We start from the raw sequence: 14654 nt of genomic DNA, 5'->3' as shown, positions 1-14654 counted from the left end.
GCACCCAGCCTTATTCGTTGTCTGTGTCTTCGTCTTCGAAGTTTTCGTTGGCGGCGCGCGCGGCCTTGGCTTTCTTGTCGGCCGTCAGCGCGTCGCGGATGAGCTCGTCCGTCAGGATCAGTCGCGCCTCCGAAAGCGCCGTGAACGGGATCGCGACTGCCGCCTCTTCACCATAGGCGGGCTGGTCGCGCTCGAGCCGGAAGCCATCCTCGTCCACCGAAACGATCTTGCCGCGAAAGCGCTTGCGCCCGTCGACCATGACCGAGGTCTCGCACTTCACCAGATGGCCCTGCCAGCGGATGAAGTCGGACCTGCGCACCATGGGGCGATCGATCCCCGGGGACGACACTTCGAGATGATACGCCTTGTCGATCGGATCTTCCACATCGAGAACCGGCGAGATCGCTTTGGAGACCTCCTCGCAATCCTCGACGGTCATGGTGCCGTCGTTGCGTTCGGTCATGACCTGCAGCGTCAGGCCGTTCTGACCGGACATACGCACGCGCACCAGGCGGAAACCCATATCCACGAGCACCGGCTCGATGATGTCGGCAACACGCCGGTCGAGGCCGGTTTCGGTAATCAGCCGGGGTTCATTCGTATTTTCAGCCGTTGTCGTATCGGACAAACGATCCTCTCCTCGTCGGACCGGCTAATAAAAAAGAGCGGGTCCTCACGGCCCCACTCTTCATCTAACCGATCAAGAATTTGAGGCTCATATACGCTTCATTGCCGTAAATTGCAAGGGTCGCGCAGGCGCCGGGTCGGACCTTTCGGCCCGAACGCAAGTTTCAGCGTCTGGCGCATCGCGTTCCGAGGTTTATAACGAAGCAATCCACATGACGAGCAACCGAAAGAGATCAGAGGTGACGAACCGCATATCGCCGTTGGCGCCCTTCAGGCACGACATCTTCCGCACCATCTGGATCGCGAGCCTTGCCTCCAATTTCGGCGGGCTGATCCAGGCCGTGGGTGCGGCCTGGCTCATGACGTCCATTTCGCAATCGGTGAACATGGTGGCGCTGGTGCAGGCGTCGACCTCGCTGCCGATCATGCTCTTCTCGCTGGTTTCCGGCGCACTTGCCGACAATTTCGACCGGCGGCGGATCATGCTCGTCGCGCAGAGCTTCATGCTCGCCGTCTCGGCGCTGCTCACGGTCTGCGCCTATTACGGTATCGTTACGCCGTGGCTACTGCTCATCTTCACCTTTCTTCTCGGCTGCGGCACCGCTCTCAACAACCCGTCCTGGCAAGCCTCGGTCGGCGACATGGTTCCGCGCGACGACCTGCCGGCTGCAGTCGCGCTGAACAGCATGGGATTCAATCTTACCCGCAGCGTCGGTCCGGCGATCGGCGGCGCCATCGTGGCGGCCGCGGGTGCGGCGGCTGCCTTTGCCGCCAACACGCTCAGCTATTTCGCGATCCTTTTCGCGCTCGCGCGATGGAAACCGGTCGCTCCCGAAAACCGGCTGCCGCGCGAGACGCTCGGGCGCGCGGTTTCTGCGGGGCTGCGCTACGTGGCGATGTCGCCGAATATCGGTAAAGTGCTCGTGCGCGGCTTCGCCTTCGGCCTTTCGGCGAGCGCCATACTTGCACTGCTGCCGCTGGTGGCACGCGACCTCGTCGGCGGCGGCCCGCTCACCTACGGCGTCATGCTCGGCGCCTTCGGCGTCGGCGCGATCGGCGGCGCGCTCCTGAGTGCAAGGCTGAGGGAATTCCTCACCAGCGAGGCAATCGTGCGCTATGCCTTCGCCGGCTTCGCCTTCAGCGCCCTGGTCACGGCCATCAGCTCGCAGGCCTGGCTGACCTGCCTCGTGCTCGCCGTGTCCGGTGCCTGCTGGGTGCTGGCGCTGTCGCTCTTCAACACGACGGTGCAACTCTCCACGCCGCGCTGGGTCGTCGGCCGGGCGCTTTCGCTCTACCAGACCATGACCTTCGGCGGGATTGCCGGCGGCAGCTGGCTCTGGGGCGTCACTGCCGAACAATACGGCGCGGCCAACGCACTCATCGGCTCCTGTCTTCTGATGCTCGCGGGAGCGGCAATCGGACTGCGCTTCGCCCTGCCGGAGTTCAAGTCGCTCAATCTCGACCCGCTCAACCGCTTCAACGAGCCGCTGCTCGAGCTCGACCTGAAGCCGCGCAGCGGCCCCATCGTCGTCATGATCGACTACGAGATCGCCGATGAGGACATCCCCGAGTTCCTGAAAACGATGGCGGAGCGGAGGCGTATCCGCATCCGCGACGGAGCCGGCCACTGGGCGCTGATGCGCGACCTCGAAAACCCGACCACCTGGACCGAGACGTACCACGTGCCGACCTGGGTCGAATATGTCCGCCACAATCAGCGGCGCACCCAGGCCGACGCCGCCGTCGGCGACAAGCTGACCGCGTTCCATCGCGGCCCGAACCCGCCGCGTGTCCATCGCATGATCGAGCGCCAGACGATCGTTCCCGATCACTACGAGCGCTACAAGCGATCCGTCGAGATGCATTGAGGAGAGTCGGGGCGTGATCGCTCCCTGAAAAACTCCCCCCACCCCCTCCGCTCATGAGGAGGGATTGGGGAGGGGCGATCGATGGGATCGTGAAAGGCGGAACCGCCCATCGGCCACGTCACTCACCGAAGCTTTGCTTTCAGCGAAACATCCGGAAAGCATGTCGGCTCGAGGCCGCTCTTCGCCTGCCAGTCGCCGAGCGAGCGGCGCGTCTTGTAGCCCGGCAGCCCGTCGGCCTTGCCGACGTCGTAGCCTTTCGCGACCAGCGCCTTCTGCATTCCGAGCACATCGGATCGCAACATGCCGCCGACATCGCCCCATCTGCCGCGGAAGGCACCGCCGCCGGAAGCGATGCGATCGGCCAGATTGCCGATATACAGCGCGTAGAGATCGGAATTATTGTATTCCTTGATCACGTAGAAATTCGGCGTGACGATGAATTGCGGTCCATGGGTCCCCGCCGGCACGAGCATCATGCCTGCCGCGGCACGCTCTGCCGCCGGGAAGGCCTTTCCCGAAATGCGGCCGATCCCCATGCCGGCCCATTCGGCGATCGGGCGGGCAAGGTCAGGGCCTTCCTGGGCGCAGGAGACGCCCGAGGGGATCGCGACCTCGAAACCCCAGTCGCGCCCGCTCTGCCAACCCTTCTGCGCCAGATAATTGGCAATCGAAGCGAGGCTGTCCGGCACGGAATTCCAGATGTCGCGGCGTCCGTCCCCGTCGAAATCGACGGCGTATTTCAGAAAGCTCGAAGGCAGGAACTGCGGCTGGCCCATGGCACCTGCCCAGGAGCCGCGCATCTGTGCCTCCTTGACGTCACCGCTGTCGAGAATATGCAGCGCCGCGATCAGTTCGCGCCGGAAAAGCTCGGGCCGGGTCGACATGAAAGCCTTGGTCGCCAGCACATCCATGATCGGATGCGGGATCTTCGCCCGGCCGAAGCCGGATTCCTTGCCCCATATGGCAAGGACGATCGGACCGGGAACACCATAGGTCCTCTCGATCCGCTTCAAGGTCGAGGCGTGGGCGGAGGCGAGGCTGCGGCCCGTCGCAGCAAGACCCTGCAGGCGCTTTTCCGAGAAATAGGATCCGGGAGAGGAAAATTCGGCCTGGCTCTGCTTGCGCTGCTTCGGTTTGGGAAAGCCGGGCGGCGCGAGGTCGGGCAGGTCCCAGTCGAGCCGGACGTCCTCGAAGGCTGCTTCGAAGGCCGCATTCGATACGCCGGCCTTCTGCGCCTCCGGCCAGAGATCGTTTCGAAGCCACTGCCGGAACTGCGCTTCGACGTCGGCCTTGGAAGCGGCGAAGGAGAAGGTAGCGAAAGACAGGCAGGCCAGGAGCAGAATGGAAAGGAATCTCAGCATTTCTTTTCCTTGAAACTGAAGCTGCGGAGGCGAATGCTCAAATCGCCGTTCTCGCCCGGAGCGCGGCGGCCAGCGTTCCCTCGTCGAGATAGTCGAGCTCGCCGCCGACGGGCACGCCGTGGGCGAGGCGCGTGATCCTCACCGGCATGCCCTCGAGTCGATCGGTGATGTAATGCGCCGTCGTCTGGCCCTCGACGGTCGCGTTGACGGCGATGATCAGCTCGCGCACGTCGCCCTTGGCGACGCGGTCGATGAGGCCCCTGATGTTCAGATCCTCCGGCCCGATGCCGTCGAGCGGCGACAGCGTGCCGCCGAGCACGTGATAGGCGGCGTTCATGGCGCCGGCGCGCTCCAGCGCCCAAAGATCGGCGACGTCTTCGACCACGATGATCACCGCCTGGTCGCGCTGTTCGTCGGTGCAGACGGTGCAGGGGTCGATAGTGTCGACATTGCCGCAGCAGGAGCAGATCTTGACCTTGCGATGGGCCTCGCCCATGGCCTCGGCAAGGGGGCCGAGCAACTGTTCCTTCTTCTTGACGAGATGCAGCGCCGCGCGGCGGGCGGAACGAGGCCCGAGGCCCGGGACCTTCGCCAGGAGCTGGATCAGCTTTTCGATTTCGGGGCCGGTGACTCGCTTTGCCATGCCCGGCTTTTAGACCAACCGTCTATCGCCGCCAATCGGAATCGTAGCGCTTCAGCGCGTGGCGATGGCCACCGCCGCGCCGGCCATCGTGCCTGCGCTAGCACGGTTCACGATCCTTACCGCCCGGCGGCTCTTGAGGAACTGCCGCGCCTTTGCGGCCATAAGCACCCAGGTGACATCGATCGCGACGAGGACTACGAACATGGTCGCGACCAGTTCGGCCCAGCCGAAGAGGGTGACGGAGCCGAGATCGATGATCGAGGGCAGCAGCGCCACATAGAACATCATGATCTTGGGATTGCCGAGCGTGATCGTCAGCCCGGCGAAGAACATCTTCGATGCCGATCGCGCCTCCGGCAGGCTTTCGCCGGGCGTTTGCGGCTCGGCCGACCACATCTTCCAGGCGAGGAAGAGGAGATAGGCGACGCCCGCCCATTTGATCGCGACGAACATCCAATGGAACGTCTCGGCGATCGCCGCGAGACCGGCAACCGCAAAGGAGAGCCAGATCGCCTCACCGATCCACATGGCCGCGAGGAACGGCAAGACGTCGCGGGCGCCCTTGGACAGCACCCGGGCGACGAGCGCGGCAATGCTCGGCCCCGGCGACCCGGCGGCAATCAGCAGCGCCCCGGCAAAGACGAGCAGCGTTGCGACGGTCATGTCACTCCCTCCTCCGGAAAACGGTCCGCAAGATAGCACGCATCTCGGCTGGCGCCAGCCTCTGCGGGGCCGAGGATCAGAACGGCAGCTTCATGCCTGGGGGGATCGGCAGACCGGCGGTCAGTTCGCGGGTTTTTTCCGCCTGCACCGCCTCGGCTTTGTCCTTGGCATCCTTATGGGCCGCGACGATCAGATCTTCGAGGATCTCGACATCGTCTTCCTTGAAGAGCGAGGGATCGACTTTAAGGCTTTTCATGTGGCCCTTGCCGTCGAGACGGACGGTGACGAGCCCGCCGCCGGAGGTGCCGTCGATTTCGAGCGCGGCGATTTCCGCCTGCATCTTCTCCATCTTGGCCTGCATTTCCTTGACCTTGCCCATCATGCCCATGATGTCGCGCATCGTCGTCTCCTGTTCTCTGGTATTCTTTGGCCCTACGCACTTCCGGACGAAAACCGTTACACGCTTTTCCTGGAAATACTCTGAAGCGCCGCGCCTGTGCGACGCGGCTACTCGATGTCGTCGCCCGGGACGATGTCGCCGTCCTCGGATTCGGCCGCGGCCGGAGCGAGGCTCTCGACCTCCTCTACCGCCGCTCGGATGCGCACGTCGGTGATCCTTGCCCCTGGAAAGCGCGCAAGAATGGCAGCGACGTCCGGGTCCTGGCGCGCATCGTTGACGCGCTGCTCCTGCGCGCGCTGCTCGGCCTCGACCAGCGTCGGTTCGCCCTGCTCCCGGCTGTAGCTCACGACCCAATGGATACCCGTCCATTCCTTGAGCTTGACGGCGAGTTCGTTCAGCAGCGTCTTCGGTGCGTCGTCGGGCAGATTGACGTCGAGCCGGCCGGGTTCGATATGCACGAGCCTCAGGAAACCGCGCACCATCGTCTTCAGCTTGATGTCGCGGTTTTTGGCGCAGAGATCGGCGATGTCGCCGATGGAATTGACAGCAACCTTCGGTTCGGGTTTAGGAGCGGCACTCGCCACCGTGCGCTCTTCGATGCGGCCGATACCGATCGGCTGGGCCGCGGAGCTCGGCACGGCGCGCAGCATGGTCGCGCCATTGCCGCTTGGACGCGAAACGGCCGTCTCCACGGCGCGAGCCTCGACCGGGGTGCCTGCAGGCGCCTGCGCACCGCCGCCGCCACCACCGCCGTTCGGGGCCGGGCGCCCGCCGCCTTCGCCACCCGAAAGATCGAGAAGCCGCCGCGCGGCCTCTTCGGGCGAAGGCAGATGGGCGGCATGGGCGAGCCTGATCAGCACCATCTCGGCAGCACCTGCGGGGCGCGCCGAGCTCTCCGCCTCGGGAATGCCCTTGAGCAGCATCTGCCAGACGCGCGACAGCGTCGTCACCGCAACGCTGCCGGCGAATTCGGCCCCGCGCGTGCGCTCGATCTCGCTCAGCGACTGGTCGTTGACCGCGTCGGGCACATATTTCAGCCTTGTCACGAGGTGGGTGAAGTCGGCAAGGTCGGTGAGGACCACGGTCGGATTGGCGCCGGCTTCGTATTGCGCGGCGAACTCGCCAAGCGCGGCGGCGACGTCGCCCTTGATGACATGCTCGAACAGATCGACGATCCGCGCCCGATCGGCAAGGCCGAGCATCGAACGCACGGTTTCAATCTCGACCGAACCGCCGCCATGGGCGATCGCCTGATCGAGCAGCGACAGGCCGTCGCGCGCCGAGCCTTCCGCTGCCCGCGCCACCATCGCCAGCGCCTCCGGATCGAAGGGCACTCCCTCCTTGCCCAGAATGGTGGAGAAGAGGCCGACCAGATCGGAAGCGCTGATGCGCCGGAGATCGAAGCGCTGGCAGCGCGACAGGACGGTAATCGGAACCTTGCGGATTTCGGTCGTCGCGAAAATGAACTTCACATGCTCCGGCGGCTCCTCGAGCGTCTTCAGCAAGCCATTGAAGGCCTGCGTCGAGAGCATGTGCACTTCGTCGATGATATAGACCTTGTAGCGCGCGGAGACCGGCCGATAGCGTACCTGCTCGATGATCTCGCGGATATCGTCGATCCCGGTATGCGAGGCGGCGTCCATCTCGATCACGTCGACATGGCGGCCGTCCATGATCGCCTGGCAATGTTCGCCGGGGACGCGAAGGTCGATGGTGGGCTTGTCGATCTCGGCGGCCTTGTAGTTCAGCGCCCGTGCCAGGATTCGCGCCGTCGTCGTCTTGCCGACGCCGCGAACGCCGGTCAGCATATAGGCCTGGGCGATGCGGCCGGTTTCGAAGGCGTTGGTGAGCGTGCGCACCATCGGCTCCTGGCCGACCATCAGGTCGGAGAAGTCCTTGGGACGGTATTTGCGCGCCAGAACACGGTAGGCGGCCGGTTTCTCGACGGGTAAAATCGGGGATGAAGTGGGCGCTTCGTCGCTCATCGACCCTGCCGCTGTTCGAACTCTTGTCCCGACAGGGACAAAGAAAGTGGTGCCCCGACAGGGACGAAGAAGGTGGTGTCCCGACAGGACGGAGAAGGTGGGAGGCTGGCACGATGACCCGTGCCGGGGCTCGTTAGGGCTGCTTCCTTCCGGACCTGACCCGGTTGGCGAGTGGCTCGTCCACCACCAACCTCCCGGCTTTCATATCGGCAATATCCGCAGCAAATGCAAGCCAAGCCTTTAAAAAACTGGTATCGATATGCAAAACAAAGCGAATCCGTTTGATGCCGAGGAGAGTTTCTTGACGACCTTCACGCTTGACGAGCGACTTGAGCGCGACGGCATACCGATCGGCACGCTCGGGCTGTGCCAGATGCGGCTGATGAACGATCGGCGCTGGCCCTGGCTGATCCTCGTACCCCAGCGCGCCGACATAACGGAGGTCTTCGAACTGACGCCGCTCGACCAGGCGATGCTCACCTTCGAGACCAATCTGGTAGCGGCAGGCCTGAAGAAGGCGACCGGCGCCGAAAAGATCAATATCGGCGCGCTCGGCAACATCGTCCGGCAGCTTCACGTGCATATCATCGCCCGTCGTGAAGGCGATCCGAATTGGCCGGGCCCGGTCTGGGGCTTCGGCAAGGCCGAGCCATGGCCGGAGGAGGAGCACAGGGCATTCGCAGCACGCATCATGGAAAATCTCTGAGCATGACGAAAACGATCTTCGATCTTCACAGCCCGCACCCCGAGCCGAGCACGCTCGTCGCCTTCGCGGAGAACCACCTGGACCGCCGGTCCGAGCACCGCCCCGACAACTGCATCGAGGCGGCGCTCAAGCATCCCGGCGCGCATTTCCTGGCTTTTTCCGGGGCGAAGCTGATCGTCAAGCACGACGAGAAGGTCATCGATCCGCTTTTCGCACCCTATGAACTGGCGGGGCTCGAGCCGACCATGGACGATGCGGTCCTGCTCGGCTTTCTGCCGAACGGCGAGCCGCGTCTTGCCGTGCCTTCGGGGCTGACGGAGGAGACGGTGCCGGAGCCCTTCAAGATCGCCGATGCCCGCATGCTCTATCGCCAGCAGATGCTGCCGGAAAACCTGCTGGGGCAGTTTGCGCAGGCGTCGAGCCTGATCGTCTGGAACGCCGGCAACCGGTTCTGCGGCCGCTGCGGCGGCCCGATGGACGGTGCGGCTGGCGGCTATAGGCGCATCTGTACGGCCTGCGGGCACATGGTCTTCCCGCGTACCGATCCGGTCGTTATCATGCTGACGATCGATGTCGAGCGCGATCAATGCCTGCTCGGCCGCAGCCCGCATTTTACGCCGGGCATGTATTCCTGCCTCGCCGGTTTCGTCGAGCCGGGCGAGACGATCGAAAACGCGGTGCGCCGGGAAACGCTCGAGGAGTCCGGCATCCGGATCGGCCGCGTGCGCTATCATGCGTCGCAGCCCTGGCCGCTCCCCCATTCGCTGATGATCGGCTGCTATGCGGAAGCGAAGTCGACCGCCATCAAGCGCGACGAACAGGAACTGGAAGACGTCCGCTGGTTCACGCGGGCGGAAACCGAGGCGATGCTGGAGCGCGCCACGGGCGTCGCCGACACCGGAGACGAGCACATTCCGCCGCCGAAGGGCGCCATTGCGCACCAGCTCATGCGCGACTGGCTGGCCTGGCCCGAGCGCAGCTGAGGTGCCATGTCCCGATCGGAACGCCTGCTCGATCTCATGCAGGTGCTGAGGCGTTATCGCCAGCCGGTCAGCGGCCGGCGGCTCGCCGAGGAGACCGGCGTCAGTCTCAGAACCCTCTACCGGGACATAGCCAGCCTGCAGGCGCGGGGCGCGCATATAGAAGGCGAGCCCGGCGTCGGCTACGTGCTCAGGCCCGGCTTCATGCTTCCCCCCATGATGCTTTCCGAGGAGGAGATCGAGGCGCTGGTGCTAGGGTCTCGCTGGGTCGCCAAACGCGGCGACCCAAGGCTCGCGACCGCAGCCGCCGATGCGCTGGCAAAGATCGGCTCGGTGCTTCCGGCGGACCTGAAAGAGAAACTCGAGCATTCGACCCTTCTGGTGGGCCCGCGAAAGCCGGGTGCCGAAACGATCGACCTCAGCCTCTTGCGCAAAGCGATCCGCAGCGAACACAAGGTCGAACTGCACTATCTCGACAATGACGGCCGCGACAGCCGCCGGACGGTCTGGCCCTTCGTGCTTGGTTTCTTCGAAGAGGTCCGGGTGCTCGCGGCGTGGTGCGAGCTGAGGCAGGATTTCCGCCATTTCCGGACGGACCGGATTGCAGAAGCGGCGATGCTCGACAATCGCTATCCGCGCCGCCGCCAAGCCCTGCTCAAGGACTGGCGCGCCGTGAACGGCATCGATCCCGCCTGAATCCGATGCGCGGATGTTTCTTTGCCGCCTCGCAGACTGCTGACAAAAACTGGCAGCATGCCGGGCTAGACTTCAGGTCTCGAAACAAGGAGACCATCATGGCAACACCCAATCTCATCGTCCTCTATGTCATGGACCCACCGGCCAGCGTCGAATTCTACAGGAAGCTTCTGGCCAAAGAGCCGACCGCCACCTTTCCGACCTTCTCGTCCTTCGAGGTGCAGGACGGTTTCGTTCTCGGCTTGTGGGCAAGGGAGAAAGTGCAGCCTCAGCCTATCGGTGACGGCGCCCGAGCCGAAGTCGCCTTCATGGTAAAAGGGGAAGAGGCTGTGCGTGCGCGTTACGAGGAATGGCGCGCAATGGGCCTGCCGATCGCCCAGGAACTGACACGGATGGATTTCGGACCGACTTTCGTCGCACTCGATCCGGACGGGCATCGCCTGCGTGTCTGCCTTTACGACGAATAGCCATGCCGCGTGAGAAACGTTGAACGCCCGTAATCAAACGTGTGTATAAAACGCTCACACCCCGCACGGAGGCGGGGTGTGGAAGACTTCGGATGTCGCGCGGTCAAATGCGGCGCGGGGTCATCCCGGTATTAACGGCCGAAAACGGCTGCCTGAATCTGGGAACGGGAAATACCGATATCGCTCAGGGCGTGATCGTCGAGAGCGTTCAGCTCGCGGACCGCACGGCGCATCTTTACGTATTCCGTAATCTTCTGACGGATTTTCATCTTTTTAGCTCCTTCTTTGTACGAGAGCTAAATAGGCATTTGCCTAAGATTTAAGTAGTTCCATGATTGCAAATTAGGCATGCACTGGACGCGTAGCCGGTTAACGCGTTTTGCCGTTTTCTCGTGCCGTCCGGGGTGATGCGGGTCGGCCGAAGCCGCACCGCATGGTTAGAGCACGCCGCGCATCGGATGCGCCGGATAGGTGCCGAGGATGCGCACATTTTCCGAGAAGAAGCGCAGCTCGTCCATCGCGTGGCGCACGCCTGTATCGTCGGGATGCCCCTCGATGTCCGCATAGAACTGGGTCGCCACGAACTTGCCGCCGAGCTGGTAGCTCTCGAGCTTGGTCATGTTGATGCCGTTCGTCGCGAAGCCGCCCATCGCCTTGTAGAGCGCCGCCGGGATATTGCGCACGTTGAAGACGAAGGTCGTGATGATCAGTTCGTCCTTCGAGGTGCGGGCAACCCTGCTCTCCTCTCTGGACAGCACCACGAAGCGCGTGACGTTGCTGTCGGTGTCCTCGACGTTCTCGGCGATGATGTCGAGGCCGTAGAGGTCGGCGGCAAGGCGCGGAGCAAGCGCCGCCATCGAGCGGTCGCCCACTTCCTTGACGAGCTTGGCGGCGCCGGCCGTATCGCCCGCGACCACCGGCTTCCACCCGTTGGCACGCACGATCTTGCGACACTGGCCGAGCGCATGGATATGGCTGTGCACGGTGCGGATTTCGTCGCGCCCGACGCCGGGCAGCACCATCAGCTGGAAGCGAATCGGCATGAAATATTCGCCGACGATATGCAGGCGCGATTCCGGCAGGAGGTGATGGATGTCGGCGACGCGTCCGGCAATCGTGTTTTCGATCGGGATCATGGCGAGATCGGCCTCGCCGTTTTCAACCGCCAGGAAAGCGTCCTCGAAGGTCTGGCACGGCAGCGGCTCCATCGACGGGAACATGTCGCGGCAGGCCATGTCGGAATTGGCGCCGTAGTCGCCCTGGAATGAAATCCGGTTGGTCTTGGCGGTCACTTTGGTCCCCTTGATGTCGGAATGTCAGACGCGGGCGGAAAGGATGCGGCGGGCCTTGTCGAGATCGGCCGGCGTGTCGACCCCGAGCGGCACGGAGTCCACGATCTCGACATCGATGCGCATGCCCGCTTCGAGCGCCCGCAACTGCTCGAGCGATTCGCGTTTCTCGAGCGTCGACGGCTTCAGCGAAACGAAGCTTTCCAGCGCCTTGCGACGATAGGCGTAAAGCCCGATGTGGTGATAGAGGGGGCCTTCGCCGTAGGGTGCGGTGGCGCGGGTGAAATAGAGCGCGCGAAAGCGGCTTTCGGAAAGCGGCGAGCCGACGACCTTGACGACGTTGGGATTGGTCTTTTCGTGTTCGTCGGTGATCGCCACGGTCAGCGTGGCGATGTCGGTCGAGGCATTTTCCAGCGGCTTCAGCGCCGCACGAATAGGACCCGGCTCGATGGTCGGAAGATCGCCCTGAACGTTGATGACGATTTCCGCTTCGCCATGCGGATCAGCTTTCAGGAGCGCCTCGTGGATCCGGTCGGAGCCCGACTGGTGATCGACGCGCGTCATGATCGCTTCGAAGCCGGCGCCGGTCACGGCCGCGAAGACATCGGGATGATCGACTGCCACCACGATCCGCCCGACCTCGGCCTCCGCCGCCCGCCTTGCCACCTGCACGATCATCGGCAGGCCGCAAATGTCGGCAAGCGGCTTGCCGGGAAGGCGCGTCGACGCCATGCGCGCGGGAATGAGTACGAGGGTTTTGCCCGATTGTTCACGATTCATCGTTCGGCCTTCGAAAACCCGGAGAAAGTGTCAAAACGTCTCACTCCGGGGTTGATAATCTCTGTTGCAACGCAGAGCCAAAAGACATAGGTTCCGCGCGATTTCAAGATGGGCCGGTTTTTTGTTTGCCGGTGGCTAAGGGAGCGTTTGCAGATGAATCCATATGTGAACATGGGTGTGGGTGCCTTGTTGGGTACGGTCTTCGTTCTGATGTCCGTATCCATTGCGTCGGAAGGCATTTTCCATTCCGAAGCTCCCGAGAAGGAAGGTTTCGCCATCGTCGCCGAGGAAACGGCAGGCGAAGCGGGGGCTGCCGGCGGCGAGGAAGCGAAGTCCGAACCGATCGGGCCGCTGCTCGCCAGCGCCGATGCCTCCGCCGGCGAGGCCGTGTTCAAGAAATGCGCAAGCTGTCACACCATCGAGAAGGGCGGACCGAACAAGGTCGGCCCGAACCTCTGGGGCGTCGTCAACCGCCCGATCGCCTCGCATGAGGGCTTCAGCTATTCCGCGGGCATGCAGACCTTTTCCGAAGGCGGCAAGGTCGTGTGGGACTACGATCATCTGAGCTACTTCCTCGAAGCGCCGAAGAAGCACGTGCCGGGCACGGCCATGGGCTTCGCCGGCCTCAAGAAGACCGACGAGCGCGCCAACCTCATCGCCTGGCTGCGTGAGCAGGCCGACAGCCCGGCCCCGCTGCCGGACGCCGGCGCGGCAGGCTCCACCGAGGCGGCACCCGCTGCAGGTCAGGAGGCTCCCGCCGCTGCTGAAGCTCCGGCTCCTGCCGAGGGCGGTGCGGCCCCCGCAGCCACTGAAGCCAGCCCGGCCCCTGCTCCTGCCGAAGGCGGAGCAGCTCCGGCAGGTCAGACCGGCGCTCCGGCGCCGGCTCCGGCAAACTGACTGCGGTCAGCACACGGCCAGTCTTCTTCCTGAAAAACCCGGTCGGTCGATCGGGTTTTTTCACATCCCGCAGATGTGATGAGCCTGGCCGCATCATGATATAGAATGGCCTTCACCATTCGACATATGCAACGCGAGCGACACCAACCGCTCGGAACGAAGGAGCAGACGACAGATGACCGGTAGCGGTGAGCAGACTTTCCTGTTCGAGCAGAACCCGACCAGAGTGGCGACCGGCGAGCGCGATGCGCTGCTTGCCAATCCGGGCTTCGGGCGCGTGTTCACCGATCACATGGCGACGATCCGCTATTCCGAGGGCCGCGGCTGGCACGATGCGAAGATCGGCCCGCGAAAGGCGTTCGATCTCGATCCGTCGACACTCGTGCTGCATTACGCCCAGGAGATCTTCGAGGGCATGAAGGCGTATCGCCTGCCCGACGGAGGCGCCACGCTGTTTCGCCCCGACGCCAATGCGCGCCGTTTCCGCAATTCCGCGCTTCGGCTCGCAATGGCGCCGCTGCCGGAGGAGCTGTTCGTCCAATCCGTGCGCGAACTGGTTCGTATCGACCGCGACTGGATTCCCGCCGGTGAAGGAGCCGCGCTCTATCTCCGGCCGTTCATGATCGCGACGGAAGTGCTCCTCGGCGTGAAGCCCTCGGCTGAATATCTCTACTGCGTCATTGCTTCCTCGGTCGGTTCCTACTTCAAGGGCGGCGCCCCGGCCGTCACCATATGGGTTTCGGAGAATTACACCCGGGCAGCGCCCGGCGGCACCGGCGAGGCCAAATGCGGCGGTAACTATGCCGCGAGTCTTGCGGCGCAGGCGGAGGCGATGCAGGAGGGCTGCGAGCAAGTGGTGTTCCTCGACGCGGTCGAGCGCCGCTTCGTCGAAGAGCTCGGCGGCATGAACGTCTTCTTCGTCTTCCGCGACGGCTCGCTGCAGACGCCGCCGCTGACGGGCACGATCCTGCCGGGCATCACGCGCGATTCGCTGATCACGCTCGCCCGCGATATGGGGCTTACGGTGCGTGAAGAGCCCTATGCCATCGATCAATGGCAGGCGGATGCGGAAAGCGGCCGCCTCACCGAGGCCTTCGCCTGCGGGACGGCTGCGGTCGTAACGCCGATCGGCAAGGTCAAGGGCCGCGAACACAGCTTCACCATTGGCGACGGCGGAGCCGGTCCGGTTGCCGGCCGCCTGAAGACAGCCTTGCTGGACATCCAGAACGGGCGCGCGCCGGACCCGCATGGCTGGCTCGACCGGCTGTTTTGAGCGCAGCCTTCGGTCAGGA

16 protein-coding genes and 1 other RNA gene are annotated in these 14654 nt (G+C 63.9%); 7 read left to right on the top strand and 10 right to left on the bottom strand.

What is annotated here, in order from left to right:
- Positions 1-10: 10 nt before the first annotated feature.
- A complete protein-coding gene (gene rimP / locus BHD07_RS03045) occupies positions 11-628 on the bottom strand; it encodes a ribosome maturation factor RimP (protein WP_003534362.1) in 618 nt (205 codons plus the stop codon).
- 211 nt (positions 629-839) lie between these two features.
- On the opposite strand from rimP, the gene BHD07_RS03040 reads away from it, so the two are divergent.
- On the top strand, positions 840-2495 hold the full coding sequence (locus tag BHD07_RS03040) for an MFS transporter (RefSeq protein WP_018093857.1): 1656 nt from the start codon (positions 840-842) through the stop codon (positions 2493-2495).
- A gap of 122 nt (positions 2496-2617) precedes the next feature.
- On the opposite strand, the gene BHD07_RS03035 is transcribed toward BHD07_RS03040, so the two are convergent.
- From BHD07_RS03035 to ffs, 6 genes are all read right to left on the bottom strand, one after another.
- Positions 2618-3856: a lytic murein transglycosylase gene (locus BHD07_RS03035; RefSeq protein WP_275596977.1), complete on the bottom strand. Its 1239-nt coding sequence runs from the start codon at positions 3854-3856 to the stop codon at positions 2618-2620.
- Between the two features lie 37 nt (positions 3857-3893).
- Entirely contained in the window at positions 3894-4499 is a 606-nt protein-coding gene (gene recR / locus BHD07_RS03030) for a recombination mediator RecR (RefSeq protein WP_275596978.1), read from the bottom strand.
- A gap of 51 nt (positions 4500-4550) precedes the next feature.
- Positions 4551-5162, bottom strand: a complete 612-nt coding sequence (locus BHD07_RS03025) for a LysE family translocator (RefSeq protein WP_275596979.1) — start codon at positions 5160-5162, stop codon at positions 4551-4553.
- A 76-nt stretch (positions 5163-5238) separates the two neighbouring features.
- On the bottom strand, positions 5239-5562 hold the full coding sequence (locus tag BHD07_RS03020) for a YbaB/EbfC family nucleoid-associated protein (protein ID WP_003533413.1): 324 nt from the start codon (positions 5560-5562) through the stop codon (positions 5239-5241).
- A gap of 107 nt (positions 5563-5669) precedes the next feature.
- A complete protein-coding gene (locus BHD07_RS03015) occupies positions 5670-7547 on the bottom strand; it encodes a DNA polymerase III subunit gamma/tau (protein WP_275596980.1) in 1878 nt (625 codons plus the stop codon).
- Positions 7548-7644: 97 nt separating this feature from the next.
- Positions 7645-7742, bottom strand: an RNA gene (ffs, locus tag BHD07_RS03010) — signal recognition particle sRNA small type.
- 64 nt (positions 7743-7806) lie between these two features.
- On the opposite strand from ffs, the gene BHD07_RS03005 reads away from it, so the two are divergent.
- The 4 genes from BHD07_RS03005 to BHD07_RS02990 all read left to right on the top strand — a co-directional run bounded on the left by BHD07_RS03005 (position 7807) and on the right by BHD07_RS02990 (position 10396).
- Entirely contained in the window at positions 7807-8253 is a 447-nt protein-coding gene (locus BHD07_RS03005) for an HIT domain-containing protein (RefSeq protein WP_275596981.1), read from the top strand.
- Between the two features lie 2 nt (positions 8254-8255).
- Entirely contained in the window at positions 8256-9236 is a 981-nt protein-coding gene (gene nudC / locus BHD07_RS03000; RefSeq protein WP_338277585.1) for an NAD(+) diphosphatase, read from the top strand.
- A gap of 6 nt (positions 9237-9242) precedes the next feature.
- Entirely contained in the window at positions 9243-9929 is a 687-nt protein-coding gene (locus BHD07_RS02995; protein WP_275596982.1) for a helix-turn-helix transcriptional regulator, read from the top strand.
- 98 nt (positions 9930-10027) lie between these two features.
- Positions 10028-10396 carry a VOC family protein gene (locus BHD07_RS02990; RefSeq protein WP_100669868.1) on the top strand — a complete coding sequence of 123 codons (369 nt, stop codon included), beginning with the start codon at positions 10028-10030 and terminating at the stop codon, positions 10394-10396.
- 131 nt (positions 10397-10527) lie between these two features.
- On the opposite strand, the gene BHD07_RS02985 is transcribed toward BHD07_RS02990, so the two are convergent.
- The 3 genes from BHD07_RS02985 to BHD07_RS02975 all read right to left on the bottom strand — a co-directional run bounded on the left by BHD07_RS02985 (position 10528) and on the right by BHD07_RS02975 (position 12465).
- On the bottom strand, positions 10528-10665 hold the full coding sequence (locus BHD07_RS02985) for a DUF1127 domain-containing protein (RefSeq protein ID WP_018093850.1): 138 nt from the start codon (positions 10663-10665) through the stop codon (positions 10528-10530).
- A gap of 168 nt (positions 10666-10833) precedes the next feature.
- Positions 10834-11688, bottom strand: coding sequence for a prephenate dehydratase (locus BHD07_RS02980; protein ID WP_275596983.1), 855 nt, complete (start codon positions 11686-11688; stop codon positions 10834-10836).
- Between the two features lie 24 nt (positions 11689-11712).
- Positions 11713-12465: a 3-deoxy-manno-octulosonate cytidylyltransferase gene (locus BHD07_RS02975; RefSeq protein WP_018093848.1), complete on the bottom strand. Its 753-nt coding sequence runs from the start codon at positions 12463-12465 to the stop codon at positions 11713-11715.
- Between the two features lie 153 nt (positions 12466-12618).
- Here BHD07_RS02975 and BHD07_RS02970 point away from each other — a divergent pair, with 153 nt between their 5' ends.
- Both BHD07_RS02970 and BHD07_RS02965 read left to right on the top strand, forming a co-directional pair.
- Positions 12619-13362: a c-type cytochrome gene (locus BHD07_RS02970; protein ID WP_275596984.1), complete on the top strand. Its 744-nt coding sequence runs from the start codon at positions 12619-12621 to the stop codon at positions 13360-13362.
- Between the two features lie 175 nt (positions 13363-13537).
- Positions 13538-14635 carry a branched-chain amino acid aminotransferase gene (locus BHD07_RS02965; RefSeq protein WP_275599948.1) on the top strand — a complete coding sequence of 366 codons (1098 nt, stop codon included), beginning with the start codon at positions 13538-13540 and terminating at the stop codon, positions 14633-14635.
- Positions 14636-14654 lie beyond the last annotated feature (19 nt).

This window comes from Sinorhizobium sp. KGO-5, from assembly GCF_036245905.1.
Lineage (GTDB): Bacteria > Pseudomonadota > Alphaproteobacteria > Rhizobiales > Rhizobiaceae > Sinorhizobium > Sinorhizobium meliloti_A.
Note: the sequence above shows the minus strand (reverse complement) of the source record. Positions and strands in the feature narration are given on the sequence as shown.